General features: G+C 42.6%; 14 protein-coding genes. All 14 read right to left on the bottom strand.

Annotation, left to right across the window (positions count from 1 at the left end; genetic code table 11):
* Position 1: 1 nt before the first annotated feature.
* The 14 genes from IGJ74_RS09325 to IGJ74_RS09260 all read right to left on the bottom strand — a co-directional run bounded on the left by IGJ74_RS09325 (position 2) and on the right by IGJ74_RS09260 (position 16386).
* Complete coding sequence (locus IGJ74_RS09325) at positions 2-2053, bottom strand: glucosaminidase domain-containing protein (protein WP_087664152.1); 2052 nt, start codon at positions 2051-2053, stop codon at positions 2-4.
* Positions 2054-2352: 299 nt separating this feature from the next.
* Positions 2353-5406, bottom strand: coding sequence for a WxL domain-containing protein (locus tag IGJ74_RS09320; protein WP_255324116.1), 3054 nt, complete (start codon positions 5404-5406; stop codon positions 2353-2355).
* Position 5407: 1 nt separating this feature from the next.
* Complete coding sequence (locus IGJ74_RS09315) at positions 5408-6535, bottom strand: DUF916 and DUF3324 domain-containing protein (RefSeq protein ID WP_086372962.1); 1128 nt, start codon at positions 6533-6535, stop codon at positions 5408-5410.
* Between the two features lie 13 nt (positions 6536-6548).
* Entirely contained in the window at positions 6549-7361 is an 813-nt protein-coding gene (locus tag IGJ74_RS09310) for a WxL domain-containing protein (protein ID WP_087664154.1), read from the bottom strand.
* A gap of 42 nt (positions 7362-7403) precedes the next feature.
* Entirely contained in the window at positions 7404-8207 is an 804-nt protein-coding gene (locus IGJ74_RS09305) for a WxL domain-containing protein (RefSeq protein WP_034872689.1), read from the bottom strand.
* Positions 8208-8221: 14 nt separating this feature from the next.
* Positions 8222-8596 carry an LPXTG cell wall anchor domain-containing protein gene (locus tag IGJ74_RS09300; RefSeq protein WP_005236050.1) on the bottom strand — a complete coding sequence of 125 codons (375 nt, stop codon included), beginning with the start codon at positions 8594-8596 and terminating at the stop codon, positions 8222-8224.
* Positions 8597-9191: 595 nt separating this feature from the next.
* Positions 9192-9848, bottom strand: a complete 657-nt coding sequence (gene nth, locus IGJ74_RS09295; RefSeq protein WP_005236053.1) for an endonuclease III — start codon at positions 9846-9848, stop codon at positions 9192-9194.
* A gap of 24 nt (positions 9849-9872) precedes the next feature.
* On the bottom strand, positions 9873-10574 hold the full coding sequence (locus IGJ74_RS09290; protein ID WP_016611727.1) for a DnaD domain protein: 702 nt from the start codon (positions 10572-10574) through the stop codon (positions 9873-9875).
* 111 nt (positions 10575-10685) lie between these two features.
* A complete protein-coding gene (locus IGJ74_RS09285; protein WP_005236057.1) occupies positions 10686-11072 on the bottom strand; it encodes a RidA family protein in 387 nt (128 codons plus the stop codon).
* Entirely contained in the window at positions 11069-11509 is a 441-nt protein-coding gene (locus tag IGJ74_RS09280; protein ID WP_005226158.1) for a Fur family transcriptional regulator, read from the bottom strand. The genes IGJ74_RS09285 and IGJ74_RS09280 overlap by 4 nt, the downstream gene beginning before the upstream one ends.
* Before the next feature lie 167 nt (positions 11510-11676).
* Positions 11677-12606, bottom strand: a complete 930-nt coding sequence (gene cysK, locus IGJ74_RS09275) for a cysteine synthase A (RefSeq protein WP_005236064.1) — start codon at positions 12604-12606, stop codon at positions 11677-11679.
* Between the two features lie 200 nt (positions 12607-12806).
* Entirely contained in the window at positions 12807-13676 is an 870-nt protein-coding gene (locus IGJ74_RS09270) for a glucosaminidase domain-containing protein (protein WP_087664155.1), read from the bottom strand.
* Positions 13677-14048: 372 nt separating this feature from the next.
* Complete coding sequence (gene tkt, locus IGJ74_RS09265; protein WP_430608375.1) at positions 14049-16046, bottom strand: transketolase; 1998 nt, start codon at positions 16044-16046, stop codon at positions 14049-14051.
* 100 nt (positions 16047-16146) lie between these two features.
* Complete coding sequence (locus IGJ74_RS09260; RefSeq protein WP_005236078.1) at positions 16147-16386, bottom strand: DUF896 family protein; 240 nt, start codon at positions 16384-16386, stop codon at positions 16147-16149.
* Between the last annotated feature and the right edge of the window lie 33 nt (positions 16387-16419).

Below are 16419 nucleotides of genomic sequence, written 5' to 3'. Positions count from 1 at the left end.
CTTATTTTGGCATAATATATGAAACACTTGATGAGTGCGCCAATTCATTGCTGATCACGCGATAAGAGATTGTGGTTCCACCATAGACATTTCCTTCTGAAACCAAAATACCATTTGGACCAACGGCTTCAACAAAAGCGACATGCCCATAACGAGGATCAGATCCAGCTGTTCCAGGTGCAAAAGAGATCATACTGCCTGCTTTAGGTGTTTGACTGACGTTGTAACCTAAACGTCGTCCGGTATTGCCCCATTGACCACCATTTCCCATGTAGTCATCTACTTGACCGCCTAATTGACTCACGCGATTGAACACATACCAAGTACATTGTCCAACAGGATACGAACCAGAAAGATTGTAGTCACGACCGTTGTATTCTCGAAATGTCATGAGGGAGCGATACTCTTCTGGAATTTGTTCTTTTCCTTGGATAAACAAGCCTGTTTCTGTTGCGATCACTTGGTCATATTGCGTCAATCCATAGACCGCAATCAGCGAATTGATTTTTTTACTATAATTAACATCGGTCGCATAAGTGCCCGTCAAAGCATCTGCTGCCCGAAGATAGTTTTTTGATTCAGAGCGCCACACGTCTTGATAAAAGGTTGGATTTCCAGTGATTCCTCCGCGAATCAATTTGACATAATCAGCCATGGAATCTCGATAACTTGAATAGGAACGAAAGGCGGCTTGAATTTGGAATAGTTCTCCGTTGCCTTTATCTTCCATTGTTGGTAAAGTCACGCTGTTTCCTTGATAACTGCCTTTGATCCCAAAAAGGTTATAATGGGGACTGCTGGAAAGCCCGCTGTCGCCACTGCCGCTTTCAAGGATCGCTTGCGCGATCAATACCGAAGCAAAGACATCGTATTCTTGCCCTAAGCTTTGGGCTTCTTGTGCCAATGTTTCAATAAACGTCTGGGTCTTTTGATTCACTGTAAATTCGTAAGGGGCTGGATATTCAGTAACTAGCTTTTCGCCATATGTAGCCAATTCAGGATTTGATAGCCGTCTGATCGATAGCAGCTCTTCGATAGAAACCCGCTGAACTTCGATGGCAGTTTTCGTTGGCTCTTCTTGATTTGTCACTAAACTTGCTTGGTAACCATCTGCGAGGTAGATACCGATTAACTTATTTGCGTCATATAAAAGATCCCCCGGTTGTAATTGTTCAACCTGCTGTTCTTTTTCTATCCAGCTAGCTTCTCCTTTTATAACCGCTTTGATCCGTTCATTGATCCATTCGTCCATCGTCAATGGTTCTTCTAGTTCACCAATTTGCCCGATGATCTCGTAGACGAATGCCGCTTGCCATTGCGCATCATAATCAGCTAATATCGGCAAGGTGAAATCTAACAGATTCGAATCTGCGATCTTTGCTGCCCGAAAACTCTCTGGTAAATCAATGGTACGTCCATCATAAAAAGAATTTTTCAAGTGAGAAGTAGCATCTGGTGATTGAACGACAGGGTTTATTACTTGCTCAGGTGCAATAATCGGAGGTGTTTTCGGCTCCTCTTTTTTTGCATTTTCAGTATTTTCGTTGCTCTCAGTTGAAATTTCATTTTCTTTTGGTGCCAATGACTCATCAATCAAGTCGGTCTTTTTTGGCTTGTTCTCTGTTTCTACTTCTAGATCGTCCGTTTCAGCATCTATTTTTTCCTCTTCCTCGGAAGGTTCCGCGGACTCTGATTCCTCTAGTTCGGTCGTTTCCGATGACTCGGTCGTTTGCGTTGAGTCTGCTTCTTCAGACGAATCAAGAGATTCTACAACGGTATCTGCTGTTTCTGAATCCATAAGCGGCTCATTTGATTCGGAGGATAACTCGGTCGAGCCCTCCGTTTGCTCTTTGCTGACGTCTTCTTGACTCTCTTGGGCTTCTGCTGCCGATGAATCTTGGTCATCAAGTTGCTGTTCGACATTTGTATTTTCTGAATAGTTATCAGGCTGAGGGCTTTCTTTCGCCAGTAATACGGGAGAAACAAAAAGTTGGCTTGCTAAAATCCCAGCACTGAATAATGTTAAATATGACTTCTTTTTTCTACTCTTCATACAGTTTCCTTTCTCTTGTTTCAGCCGGCATCATTGGTTTTGATCAAAACCTGACGAACTGATTCAAAGTTGCTTGAATAGTTTTTGCACGAGTTTAGGTGAACTCTGTATCTTCGCGATTATTTTTGAAGCAAACGATTGATTTAGCCAGCTTAAGCAGATTTTGCTCAGCAGCGTGATCTACCATAAAAAAGCGTTAAAATCCACTGCTTTTCAACCGATTTATTCACTGTCTTCCTATCAAGAATGGAAGCTGTCATAGGCGTCAACAGCTTCCATTTGATAAGATTGAGCATCGATCATTCGGTAGATGGGACAAAACTTAACTCCCATTCAATCGTTGCTTGATAGGTCATGTTACGCGGATTTGATCCAATGGGTACTTCAAGTTTGACACTATCCCCCATCGTCCCCATATCCCCGTAGCGCTGAATCCAGGTACCGCTTCCTTCATTTGCATCCGCTTCAGCGATCAAAGCGGGTACCCCAGGATCAAGGATCATTGATTCACTATAAGTGGGAGGAATTGCTGAATTGGCGGCATTCGTCAGCATAACTGCATTTTCTAAAATAATTCGTGCACCCCGAAGTTCTTCTCCTCGATCATTACGAAATCCTGCAGCGGATAATGTCGCGTTTAATTCCCAGCCGGTAAATTGAGCGCGCCGGTCAGAAATCTGCACGTAATTTGGCCGTTCCTCAGTTACTGAGCCATCAGCACTGCTAAGACGTTGTGGCAATGCCTTGTACTGTTTGGTATCTGCACTTATTGATACATCTCCAAAGCTATACTGGGAGATGAAATCGATACTGATAAACCCTAAATGTTCTGGTATATCCGGTTTATTTTCTGGATTCACTTCAATATCTGGCGCGATCGGATCTCGTGGATTCATTGTGGCAATCTCTTGAACAACTGTTTCAGCTGTATCGAATTTTCCATTTAAGAAAGCGTAAGCCGTCACCGTATTATGTTTTGTAAACCGCTCCCCCTCGGCTAAGGTCAAGCTGAAATCACCATTGGCATCTGCTTGAAGATGAAACAAGCTGTTATCATCAAAAGAGGGTGATTGCAGTTGCGGTGCGGGAATCGCTGGATCTCCGTCAAAACGAATCACACTATATGGTGTGGCTTTTCCCCTAATGATTCTTGAGCCTTCCAGTGCCGGATCTTCCGTTAATGGTTCTAAATGAACCTCGACATCTGGAATATATTCAAATAGAATACGTTGTGCTCTTGTGGTAAAATTCGCGCGAAAATGATCAACGATCTCTTGTGAGATGGAAGAAACATTCGAAATCGATGACAAGGTAGAGGCAAAATTCACTTTTAAATTGAAGATTGGACTCCAACTGAAGTCTGGTTCCTCCGTCAAGTTTCCATGCCGCCATTGCTTCGCAGCTTGAATATCCACATCTAATAGCCCGCCGCTGCCGGAAATCGAAATAAGGCTACTATTTGCTGCATTTCCGGTAACCGCCCTTGTTTTCTCTAAATTGATGCGTTGTGCATCCGCAAAAGTGAAGGTTGAGGCCGAGCTCAAAAATGTCATCAAGGAATGAGAGGGATTGGTTCCGTCCGACTTAATATCCAAGACTCCTTCTTTAGCAACAATAAATGTGGCGGCACCGGCTACATGGATCACTCCGGAGGTGGTGGTCCCTTGATTCACTGCATCAATTTCGACACTGCTTTTATTTCCAATAAGCATCGTGCTTCCAGCACCCATGTAGATAATGTTATAGCCCCATCCATTGAGGCTTGTGGTACGTCCGTCAGCTTTGATTACCACTTTGCTATCCTCAGACATTTCAAAGTGGGCGCCGCTAGCATACATACTGATTGCGGGGGAGTTGGCTCGGGCAGTCAAATGAAGCTCTGATCGATTACCGATATTGATCCGTCCATTCGCAATATAAATATTTGCTCCAAAAGCCTCACCGGCTGTTCCAGCTGCACGCAGAGACATCTTTGCATCATTGCCAATAGTCATACGCCCCGTTGCATAATATAAATAGATATTGCCGGAATTTATTGTCGACATGTCAACTGTTGCGTTATCAAGAATTTCCAATTGTGTTACTTCCATATTTGCTTGGTTGGTTGCATTGATCGTTTGCACACGTCCAGATCTGGAAGTATATGTCGGAGTTTGATGCGATATTACTTCGCCAGACATAATAACAGGTGTCGCTAACGAGTGGATCAACTGATTGCCCGCGTTGGTTAAATTGTGGTAACGCATTCTGGATAGATTTTGTTGCGGAATACTCATATTTGTAAAATTCATGAAGCCATAATAGTTGCCATGAACGATATCGATATTTTGGTACGTGATATCCCACGGCGATGCACTATTGACGGTACTATCATAAAATCCGACAGCAACAGCTCTAAAGTCGATTTGATACCCATTGCCTTCGATCACAAGCGTTCTCGAAATTCCAGAAGCATTGGTCCAAATATAGGCTACCCCATTCGACGGGTTGGAAGTTGCACTTCCCGCAGCCACTCCGGAAACTCCTTGAGTAGGATTGTTTGATGATTCAAAGTCATTTACGATATTGATATAATTTACTTCTCTATTCACGATTGCCGCCATAAACTCTTGCCAGTTGGAAACATCCCGATGACTGATTTCGTCTAACGGTGTGACCGGTTCTGTCAATTGGGCAATTGCTTCTGCTTGGTCAGCTTCTGTGTCTTGCTGATTCTCATTTAGTTTCGCGTCATTAGAAGGTTGCGTGGTTCGTTTCCCTTCCTGCGGCGTGTCTGATGGTGAGACCTCTGTCTCGATCGTTTCATTATCTGCATCATCATCCAAGTCCTCTTCCCCGTCATCTTCTGCCTGTACTTCGATCGTTAGTTCCGCTTCACCTATAAAAAGTCGATAATCGCCTATTTTATTAAAGACGATAGGAATCTCGAACTCCATTAGCTCTTCATCAAAGGTGAGCGTCCATTCCTGTTCTTCTTCAGACAGCTTCTTATTCTTCACTTCTGCAGCAAATTCTTCTTCCACGATCGCTGCTTCTTTCGCTACAACTAGCGTAATCTCATTTAAAGGTTGGCTTGATACGACGAAAACGTCGATCGGTTGATCCACGACACCTTCAATCACACTAACTGGAAACTGAAAAAAAGGTTGATGGATGTCAAATTCTTTTGTTTGGATCGGTTGTGTTGCTTTATCAAGCAAGGACATATTCTGCGTTTCGTCCAACGGTTCAATCGTGTGATCGATGGCGTGAATTTCCGGCAATAGGATACTGCTCAGACTTGGAAAAAAAGTTTGCACACTTAGTAATCCAATAATGATCGCAATTATTACCTTGTGCGGGGTATTCTTCATTTCAACTTTTCCCACCTTCCTTTGCATTTTTTTTCTTATGAACAATTAGGATGATCGCAATAATTAGAAGCAAGCTGATTAGACCAGCCGTGGCGATCATCCACCAATTGAGTGACGTATCTACAGTGACATCGAGTTCATTTAAGCGGCGAGCATCTTCTGCCTCTACGCTAAATATCTGTTCCCAAGACCACTCTTCCTCTCCTGACCGCGCAGTAAGATTCAATACATACTCCCCATTACGAAAACGATCGCCATCCAAGGGAATTGGGAAATGCATATGTGAATTAGGAGCCATTTGCATAGATGATTGACTTGTTTCATATAAGATCGTCTCACCATCAACAGAACGAATTTCAGCTGTTACTTCCAATTGATTGACAAATGTTGCTGTATAATTTTGGATAACAGCACTAAATACGTTTCGGTAGTTTACTTGATCGGCAAAAACATCAAGCAGTTCCAATCCCGGATCCGTTGCGGACCGATTGTTGCTTACTACCACACCAATGACATAGGAAAATGCGTTCCGAATGCCTAATCCTTCTTCAGCAGATTGTGTTTGCTCCTCTTCCGAAATAACCTCTTTGATTCGAATGCCACCTGCCAAAACCCCTTTGAATTCCTCTTCTGGCATCGTAATCGGTAAAGAAATGATTCGTTTTTCTAATGGATCGAACAATACGGTTTCAGGCACCTCTACCAGTTCATCAATTGATGCAGGTAAAGTCGGATCAGGGGATTCTGCATCCCTGCCATATTCCACAACACCATTCACATTCGTAAATGCCGTATGGGCAGAAATTTCTATTTCGATCGCTTGATCAGAACCATTTTCGATCTCTAAAGCCAATTCATCACGTTCTCCTGCCCCAAGATTTAAATCGAAATACCCCAACGCCCCTCCTTCCAGCTGACTTTCCGGTAAGATAGGCGTCACATAAAAGTTTAATTCTGATTCTGTCTGAGCATAGCTCATTCTTGGTGAAAAAAAGAATGATAGTAGGATGACCGCACAGGTAACCGTTTTTATCCATTTCATTCTCATACGTTGTTCAGTCAAAAGTGGTTCTCCTTCCAAAAAAGGCAGGAATAATTTACTATTCCTGCCAGTTGTTTCTTGTTGCAAGCTATGATCCTTCTTACGGATTTACTGTTTCGCCGCCACTATCAACAGAAGCAGTTAGCGTCCATGTCATTTCAGCAGTATAGTTAGTTGCTAGCTGCGTGGTAGAGCCTGGTACAAATAGTTGAATATCATCATTTCTGATCATTTCGCCTTCTTGTTTATTAAGATTTTGTTCCGTCAATTTTTCCTGATCTCCCCAGTAAATCGATGAAGCGCCCGCGCCTTGACCGACCGAAGCACGCATGACAGGAATGTCTTGATCGTTGACATCTAGGATCAACGCATTTTGTTCTTCATTATTGATAACGGCACTTGGCTGTAAGTCTCGATCACCCTCGCCTTTGTTGAACACGATTTCAGGGTTTGCCAACTTGATTTTTGCCCCAGTCAAGACATCTCCTGATTCAGAAGTAAAATCAGTTAGACTAACATTTAATGTCCAACCAGCATGCGTTCCTCGGGTATCTTGCACTTGGGCAAACGATACGTACGGTGTCGTCCCTGATTGATCAGCCAAATTACGCTCGTCAGCAACGATTGAATACCAACGATCACTGGTAGAAATAGCATTCTGACCAAAATCGAATGTTTGTGGTGCATAAGCAATGGTAAATGGGCCCGTTTGTCCTGGCGGTGTTGGTTCGATTGTTTCTACTTCTGGGTGCACGACTGGCGGTTGTACCACTGTTAGATCGCTTCCGTCTGAGGTAAACCCTACAACGTTATCGGTAGTCGTTTCTAATGAAGATTGGGCAAAGGCTTGAACGCCTCCTGCTAGTAAAGTGGTGGATAATACAGCGACCGTAGTTAAACGAATCTTTTTCATTTCTAGTTCCTTCTTTCTTTTTTTATTCAGTACAAAACCAAGTTACTCAACCGTTTCTCCGTCCGGTCCAGCTGTTGCAGCCAAAGTCCAAGTAAGAGTTGCTTCATAAAGAGCAGCGTCTTTTGCTGTTGATCCAGGAACAAGTAACTCGATTCCAGCATTTTCAACAACCTCTGCACCTGCTTCTACTTGTCGATTGATTTCTTCCTGATCGCCCCAAACGACTGACGATACGCCAGCACCTTTTGTTTGAGCAGCAGTCAGAACCGAACGTTCACTATTTGTAGCATCTAAAATCAATCCATCCGCATGAATTTGTGGCTCATTTTCTTGGTTGCTTCCGTTATATTCCAATTTTGGCGAATTAAAACGAATTCTTGCTCCAGTCAGTTCATTATTCTGTGTTCCTGATTCAAAAGCACTTAAGGAAACTTTTAAGTCCCAACCAGCATTTGTCCCACGCGTATCTTGGACTTGAGCAAATGAAACATATGGAACTCTTTCTTCACTATCTTCCGCGTCTTTTAGCTTGTGTAATTCAGCCACTAGCTTATATTCTTGATCGGTATTAGAAATCACTTGCTCACCGAAATTAAGCGTAGGTGCGTAAGCAATCGTCAATGGTCCCGTTTGTCCTTCCGGGCCGACTGGATTGATCTCTACATCTGGACCATTAGGACCAGGATTTGGTGGTTGAACCACTGTCGCTTCGCTATCGTTTGGTACAAAGAGAACTTTCCCTTCTGTATCATGGTTTGTTACACTTTCAGTAGCGAAGGCTTCCGCGCTAATAGTAAATAAAGTTGCAGCTAAAACAGCTGCCGATGCAAATCGTACGAATTTCAAATTAATCCCTGCTTTCAAATTATTTGTCTTTTCTTTTTAACCATCACAAATTTTGATCGATGTTTGGTATATTGCACATACAATACAACCAGTACAAGCAGTAATCCAAGAAAGATTACGCCGTAAGTTCTTGTCTCGTTGGTCTTTGGTAAAATACCACCTGGTTTTGCTACCTTGTTTGGTGGCGATATATTCTCTGTAGGGCCTGCTGGCGGTGCTGGTTCGGGTTGCCCAATAGGCTCATAAACACCGGTAAAGAGCACAGAGCTTTCTGTTTCAACCGACTGCACTTCCTGAGCATTCACCGCTGCCGTAGAAATAGTTATCCCATAAAAAAGAGTGCAAAACAGAACCATACGAACTAATTTCCATACCTTTTCTCCTTTCATTCTCCCTCCTCCTCTATACTTGCCACGTCTTATAAGTGATCTTTTCAAAACAGCGTTTGCCTAAGACCCGTTAACAAAAATGATTTTGAGATCGTTTCAGAATCATTTGAAGTGTGCAACGCTTTTTCTGTCATTCGTAAAATAGCAGAGAAAGACTTATAACTTTTGACAAAGTTCACTATACTGATGATTTTCACAGATTTGAAATATTATTTTTCACCAATGGGTGAATTTTCTTATTAATATTCCTTTTTATTGACCAAAAATAAGCATTTTTATAAAAAGAAAGGGTAAAAATTTTGCGAAAGAAGCCCATCATACTAAGCTTACAAATAGTTTCAAAAAAAAGGCGTATTGGAAGGTTCATTTCGCATCGAGCATCACCCCTCACACGATCTATTTGTGAAAAAACACCTGATTTTGAGTGGTGTAATCAAAAAAATTCAGTAAGCTTATGTTTTTCCAGTTACTTGAAAGGGCTTTAATAAAGGGTATTACGTTAATTACCTGTTTTTTTATAAATTTGTGCAAAAAAAAACGCTAAGCGATTTCGCTTAGCGTCTTGATCCTAGATACTTTTGGTCTATGTTCACCATTAAATGGTTTTCTTCCCCTTCATGCGAAGCTTTCCTTCTTGGCACATCGCCAACAACGGGCAAATCTCACACTTTGGCGCCCTCGCGGTACAATGATAACGGCCAAAGAAAATCATCGTATGGTGGGTTTTGACCCATAATGGTTCGGGAATCTTTTTCATCAACGTTTGTTCAACTTCTAGTACATTGGCATCTAATTTACAAATGCGCAATCTTTTTGACACCCGTTCGACGTGGGTATCGACAGCGATTGCCGGTATCCCATAGGCATCACCAAGTACCACATTCGCAGTTTTTCTGCCGACACCTGGCAAAGAAACCAAATCTTCTCTTGTTTTCGGCACTTCACCACCAAAACGTAGCAATAGTTCCGAAGCACAAGCTTTGATATTTTTTGCCTTGTTTCGATACAGACCGATCGACTTGATTTTTGCAATCACATCTTCTAAAGGTGCTTCGCTCAAAGCTTGCGGTGTAGGATAAGCCTCAAAAAGTGCCGGGGTGACTTTATTTACCGAGACATCTGTTGCTTGCGCACTTAAAATGACTGCGATCAATAATTCAAACGCATTTTTGGATACCAATTCACCATGCGCTTCGGGAAACATCTCGTACATTGTTTCGATGGCGATCATTGTTTTTTCTTTGCTGATCATAGGACTATTTGAACTCCTTGTCTATTACTCTCCTTCTAACCAATTATGCATAGGGATTTTAGGCATTGGCCCTTCTTCCTGTGAAATACTCTCATTTTGAAGAAATTGTTTTTTTCTTCTTTTTTGTTCTTCCTCAACTTGCGCTTTCGACGTGATATTCTTACGTTCCCAAGAAAGTAAGATACGATCGATGTAATTTAAGCTATAAGCCTGATTCAAAACCGCTTCTCGCAAAGCAAACTGAATCAATTCCGGATCGTAATGGTCCTCATCCAACCACTGCCCGATCCGCTGGTATTCGATTGCTGACAATGGCCGACCAAACTCGCCTTCAAACAAGCGATATAACCCACGGATTTTTTCTTCATTTGATTCTACTGCCTCATTTTTCGATTGCTGTGTCAAGAGAAATTCTAAACGGTCATAGATTCCTGTGAAATCATAATAATCAACCATTTTTCCGGCAGCATCTTTTTTTGATTCCATTCGCAGTACATCTTTTTTAAGTAATTGATTTAACCAATGATAAATTTCTTTTTGATCACTCCCCATCACAGAGGCAATCTCACGTAAATCAGGGAAATCATTTCCTTGCTCATGACTGCGATACAACTGCAGCCATAACAAAAATTCGTCATTTGTCAATCCAAGATGATGGTAATTTTCTAAAAGCAAATTTGATATCGTTGTTTGCCCTTTTGCTAAATAGTCCTTTAACGAAACCATACTGTATCCTCTTCTCCTTGATTCACCTGAAACTCTATGATCCTTTGGTCCAGGATCGATCCAATAAAAAGGGGACGACGCAAAGGCGGACGTCCCACGATTCATTCTTGGTTACGCTTTTTCTTTGACTGCTGCGATGATCTCAACTTCAACCAAAACATCTTTTGGCAAGCGGGCAACTTCTACAGCAGAACGTGCAGGTAACTCTTCATTGAACAATGTGCTATAGGTATTATTGAAAGGAACGAAATCATTCATATTTTTTAAAAAACATGTCGTCTTAACGATGTCATCTGGCGTAAGTTCCGCCGCTTCAAGAATCGCGTTGATATTTTTCAATACTTGCTGAGTCTGTACTTCAATCGTCGTACCGACAACTTCCCCCGAAACAGGATCTAATGGCACTTGACCAGAAGCAAACAAAAAGCCGTTTGCGATTTTTGCTTGAACATAAGGACCGATTGCTTGTGGTGCTTGATCTGTAGAAATTATCTTCATTTTGTTTCCTCCTCTTTCACTTGGCATTCGGGACATAGACCATAAACTTCTAGTCGATGGTTATTTATTTGATACCCAGTTAATTTCGAAGCCGCCATTTCGACATCTTCCAATCCTGGATAGTAAAAATCAGCGATCTTTCCACACTTTTGGCAGATAGCATGATAATGAGGCTCCGTTGTAAAATCAAAACGACTGGAGGCATCTCCATAATTCATTTCTTTTACAAAGCCAATTTCTGTGAACAAACGTAAGTTATTGTATACCGTTGCGACACTAATACCAGGAAAATGAACTTCAATCGCTCGATAAATCTCTTCAGCGGTCGGATGGGCATCGTGACTGGCTAAAAACTCTAATATCGCTACTCGCTGCGGTGTAATACGAATATTTTCATGTTTTAATCGTTTGATCGCTTCATCGTAGATCGTACTCACAGGAGTTCCTCCATTTCTCTTATCTCACCTATCATACTATGTAAAACCTAAAAATTCAAACAGCTTTCCTTATTTTTTCAAAGGCAAAACGCTTTTTTCAGCCCGCTTCCGTCCCCTTTTTTCGAGAAAGAAAAGCAGACATTTCAATGCCTGCTTTCTCTCGATTGTTAGTCTTCAAACTGATACAGTGCTGTGGACAAATAACGTTCGCCATTGTCAGGCACGATTGCTAAAACTTTTTTGCCTTTGCCTAGTTCTTTTGCTACCTGTAAAGCAGCTTGGATCGCAGCCCCTGAAGAGATTCCAACTAAAATCCCTTCTTTCATCCCAACTTGCCGTGCAGTTTTCATCGCATCGTCACTGGCAATTGCAATGACTTGATCATAAATTTCGGTATCTAATACTTTAGGGACAAATCCAGTACCGATCCCTTGAATCTTATGCGGTCCTGGCTTACCACCTTCTAAAATCGCAGATTCAGCAGGCTCAACACCAACTATTTTCAAATTAGGATAGACGCGCTTCAGTTCTTTGCCCGCTCCAGTGATCGTTCCACCAGTGCCGATTCCAGCGACAAAAGCATCTAAACCTTTTGATTCAAATGCATCCTCAATTTCTTTTCCTGTCGTTTTTTCATGAATTTCTGGGTTAGCTGGATTTTCAAATTGTAATGGCATATAGTAGCCGTCTTGCTCCGCTAATTCTTTTGCTTTGTTAATGGATCCTGTGATCCCTTCAGACCCAGGCGTCAAAATCAACTCTGCACCATAAGCTTGTACGATTTTCCGTCTTTCGATACTCATCGTTTCTGGCATAACCAACACAACCCGATAGCCTTTCGCCGTACCGATCATGGCTAAACCGATCCCCGTATTTCCTGAGGTTGGCTCGATAATCGTATCGCCGGCTTTCAATAAGCCGCTTTTTTCGGCTTTTTCAATCATGGCTAAAGCAATTCTGTCCTTTACGCTACCCCCAGGATTGAAAAACTCTAATTTCACATACACATCAGCAGAACCTTCTTCTACGATATGATTTAATTTGACGATTGGCGTATGACCAACTAATTCATTGACCGATTGATAGATTTTTGTCATTGAAAATCCCTCCCGTTCTTATTCTTCCATTCTACCTAAAATACCTCGGAGTTGCGAATAAAAAGTAAGCAATTTCAAATTTTTTTACATATAGTTTTATACTTTGTTCTATTTCCACTGACCAGAGTTTGATTGCCACGTCAAAAAAACCTTAAGATTGGCTGCAATTGTAGCAATCCATCTTAAGGTTTTTAACTTACTTATACGATCAACTCTTGTCCGATAACGATGATCTCACTGGATAATCCATTCGATGCCATCAACGCATCAACGGTTGTGCCAAATCGGTTGGCGATATCCCAAAGCGTATCCCCAGAAGCAACTTGATAGCTCTGTGCTGAAGATGTACTACCTGAATACGTGGTCGTCGTTGTTTCGCTGGTCGTTGTGCTAGTTGTGTTTGTCCAAGCTGTATTTTGTGTCGTTCCTGTATCGAACCGTGTAAGCTGATAGGTTTCGATCAACCAGTTCAGTTTTTGTGCGTAACCTGGATCGGTAGCATAACGTCCCGTCAAGTAATTCGTTGCATCATAAAATGAGGTTGTTTGGCTTTTCCAGACACCACTGTAATGAGCAGTCCCTGTCGCGAAACTTGTACTTCGCAAGACGTTCGCATGATCCTGAAACGATTCCCAATAAGAGTTATATTGACGAAACTGTTCATTCATCTCTACCCACTGACCATTCAAATACTCTTGGGTAGGCATATACACACTTTGTCCGTTGTAACTGCCTTTGACCCCAAATAAATTGTAATAGGGGGCATTGGATAATGCGGAAGAACCATAGCCGCTTTCCAAAATCGCTTGAGCGATCATCACAGAAGCATATAGATCATTGTTGGCAGCAACATCTTGTGCTGACCAGCCAATTTGTTCGATGAACCCTGAGATGTCCTGCGTCGCATATTGATTCTCAGCAGCTTGTACCTGTTGAGGAACGAAAGTGACCGTCATTGGTGCTAACATCATTCCTGCACCCATCAAAGAGACCACCGCCTTTTTACTAGGTCTTTTCATCGTCTTCTTTGGTTGATGATGTCTTTCACTTCTTGTTTGATAACTTCCCATCTTTTTCCTCCAGTAACTGTACGTTTTTTCAAATAAATCAATACAGCTATTATACGGAAAAATGCCTAGCAGTGCAAACAATGTTCACTTTTGACCCGACAAAAGACTTTTAAAAAACTTTCTGGACATCCCTCTCAGTTTGTTAATTACTGAGAAGTTTTTAAAAAAACTATTAGAATGGGATTGTATTGCTTCTCTCTTACTATTTAAAAGAGTCTATATCTTGTGGTGAAACCATTTTTCAGAAATCTTAGCCACTACTACCTTAAATAAGTCACTCTGGCACTTTCAGAGTGAGCAGTACTCGAAAAAAACACGCTCGAAAATCGAAAAGATTCTCGAACGTGCTAGCTTTGATTGATTGTCGATCAATTAATCGATTGATTTAAAAGTATTCACAACATTTTCAACACTAAAGCCGAATTCTGCTAATACTTTGTCGCCAGGTGCTGATGCACCGAAGTGATCGATCGCGATCACTTTTCCATGGCAACCGGTGTAACGTTCCCAACCAAATGGGGAAGCCGCTTCAATCGCTACCCGTTTCTTCACTGCTTTTGGCAAGACGCTTTCTTTGTATTCTGAGCTTTGCGCTTCAAACAGATCAAAGCTTGGTAAGGAGACCACCGATACATCGATGCCTTCTTCTGCCAATTTAGCTTGTGCTTGAACCGCAAGATTCACTTCAGAACCTGTGGCGATCAAAATCCCCGCTGGTGTTTCACCAGCTTGTTTTGAAATCACGTAGCCACCTTTTGCGACATTTTCATCCGCACCGGTTTGCGTGCCTTCGATCACTGGTAGATTTTGTCGGCTTAAGACTAAGACCGTTGGTTTATCCGTTGTCGTCATGGCCAATTTCCAGGCAGCACGGGTTTCATTGCCGTCTGCTGGACGAATCACTTGGACATTTGGCATGCACCGGACGCTGGCTAATTGCTCGATTGGCTCATGCGTCGGTCCATCTTCTCCCACCGCCACGGAGTCATGCGTCAAGACATAGATCACAGGTGCATGCTGGATCGCAGACAAGCGCACCGCTGGACGCAAGTAATCAACGAAGACGAAGAAGGTTCCGCCATAGATTCGCGTACCGCCATGCAATTGGATTCCGTTCATCGCTGCCGCCATCGCAAATTCTCGGACACCAAACCAAATGTTGCGGCCTTCGTATTGGCCAGGTTCAAAGTCTTTTTCTGCTGCCACCATCGTGTTGTTGGATCCAGAAAGGTCAGCCGATCCACCCCAGAGACTAGGGACGGCTTTGGATAAGGCTTGGATCATCTCTTTGCTGGATACTCGACTAGCTTGTGAGCTGCCAACTTCGTAGCTTGGTAATGCTGCATCCCAATCTGCTGGCAATTCACCCGCAAAGGCTTGTTTGAATTGCGCCGCAAGTTCTGGGTAGGCTGCTTCATAGGCACGGAAGGTTTCGTTCCAAGCTGCTTCAGCTTTTTGTCCTTCATCGATCATGGTTTCTTTGAAGCGCGCGGCAACTTCGTCAGGTACGGTAAATTCTGGGTATTCCCAGCCATAAATCGCTTTGGCTGCTGAAATGCCTTCGGCACCGATCGGCGCACCATGAACTGCAGAGGTGCCTTGATTTGGCGCACCGTATCCGATCACAGTCTTGATTTCGATCAAGGTTGGTTTGTCGCTTTCAGCTTTTGCTTCGTCGATCGCTTTCGAGATCGCTTCTAAATCATTGCCGTCTTCAACGAGAATGTGTTGCCAGCCATACGCCTCAAAACGCGCACCGACATTTTCTGTAAAGGCTTTTGAGGTCGGACCATCTAGGGAAATGTCGTTTGAATCGTACAAGACGATCAGTTTATCTAATTTCATGTGACCCGCCATGGATGCAGCTTCTTGCGAAACACCTTCCATCAAATCCCCATCGCCACATAAGGCATAGGTATAGTGATCGATGACTTGATACTTGTCGCGATTGTAGGTTGCAGCCAAGTGGGCTTCGGCCATTGCCATACCGACTGCCATAGCGATCCCTTGTCCTAAAGGTCCAGTGGTTGCTTCCACGCCGTCTGTGTGATCGACTTCTGGATGTCCTGGTGTGCGGCTATCCCATTGACGGAAGTTTTTTAGATCCTCAATGGTCACATCGTAACCAGACACATGCAACAAGCTGTACAATAGCGCCGAACCGTGTCCAGCAGACAAAACAAAGCGGTCACGATCCACCCAGTTGCGAGAAGTCGTTGGATTGACTTTCAAGTGTTTGGTCCACAAGGCATAGGCCATGGGTGCTGCCCCCATCGGTAATCCTGGATGTCCTGAATTGGCTTTTTGTACGGCTTCGATACTTAATGTACGAAGGGTGTTCACTCCTAATTGATCGATTTTATCAAACAATGGTAGTTCCTCCTAATTTAGGTTTTTTTTACCTTTATTACATCTTTTATTATACGTGATTCAGATGCTTATTTCAATAGCAATGAAAAGGAATTCACAATTATCTGCCGTGGAGACCTTTTTTCTTTTGAATCTCTTTTAATTTCTCTGGTGTCACATCAGCACCTTCAGGATCAACGATCTTCATTCCTTCGATATGGTGACGCATTCCTCCACGAAAGGCGGTTAAATACTCGTCACGTAGAACTTTTTGTTCGTTCGTTTCTGCCTCAGTCAAACCCTCTGTTTTTTTCTTGTTGGCAAGTTCATTGATTCGAGCTAATTTTTCTTGAGATAGCATATTCGTTCCTCCTTTTCCCTCTTGATTTTACTA

The organism is Enterococcus sp. AZ009 (assembly GCF_050548785.1).
In the GTDB taxonomy this organism is placed as follows: domain Bacteria; phylum Bacillota; class Bacilli; order Lactobacillales; family Enterococcaceae; genus Enterococcus_D; species Enterococcus_D entomosocium.
This window is presented reverse-complemented; position numbering and strand designations above follow the sequence as displayed.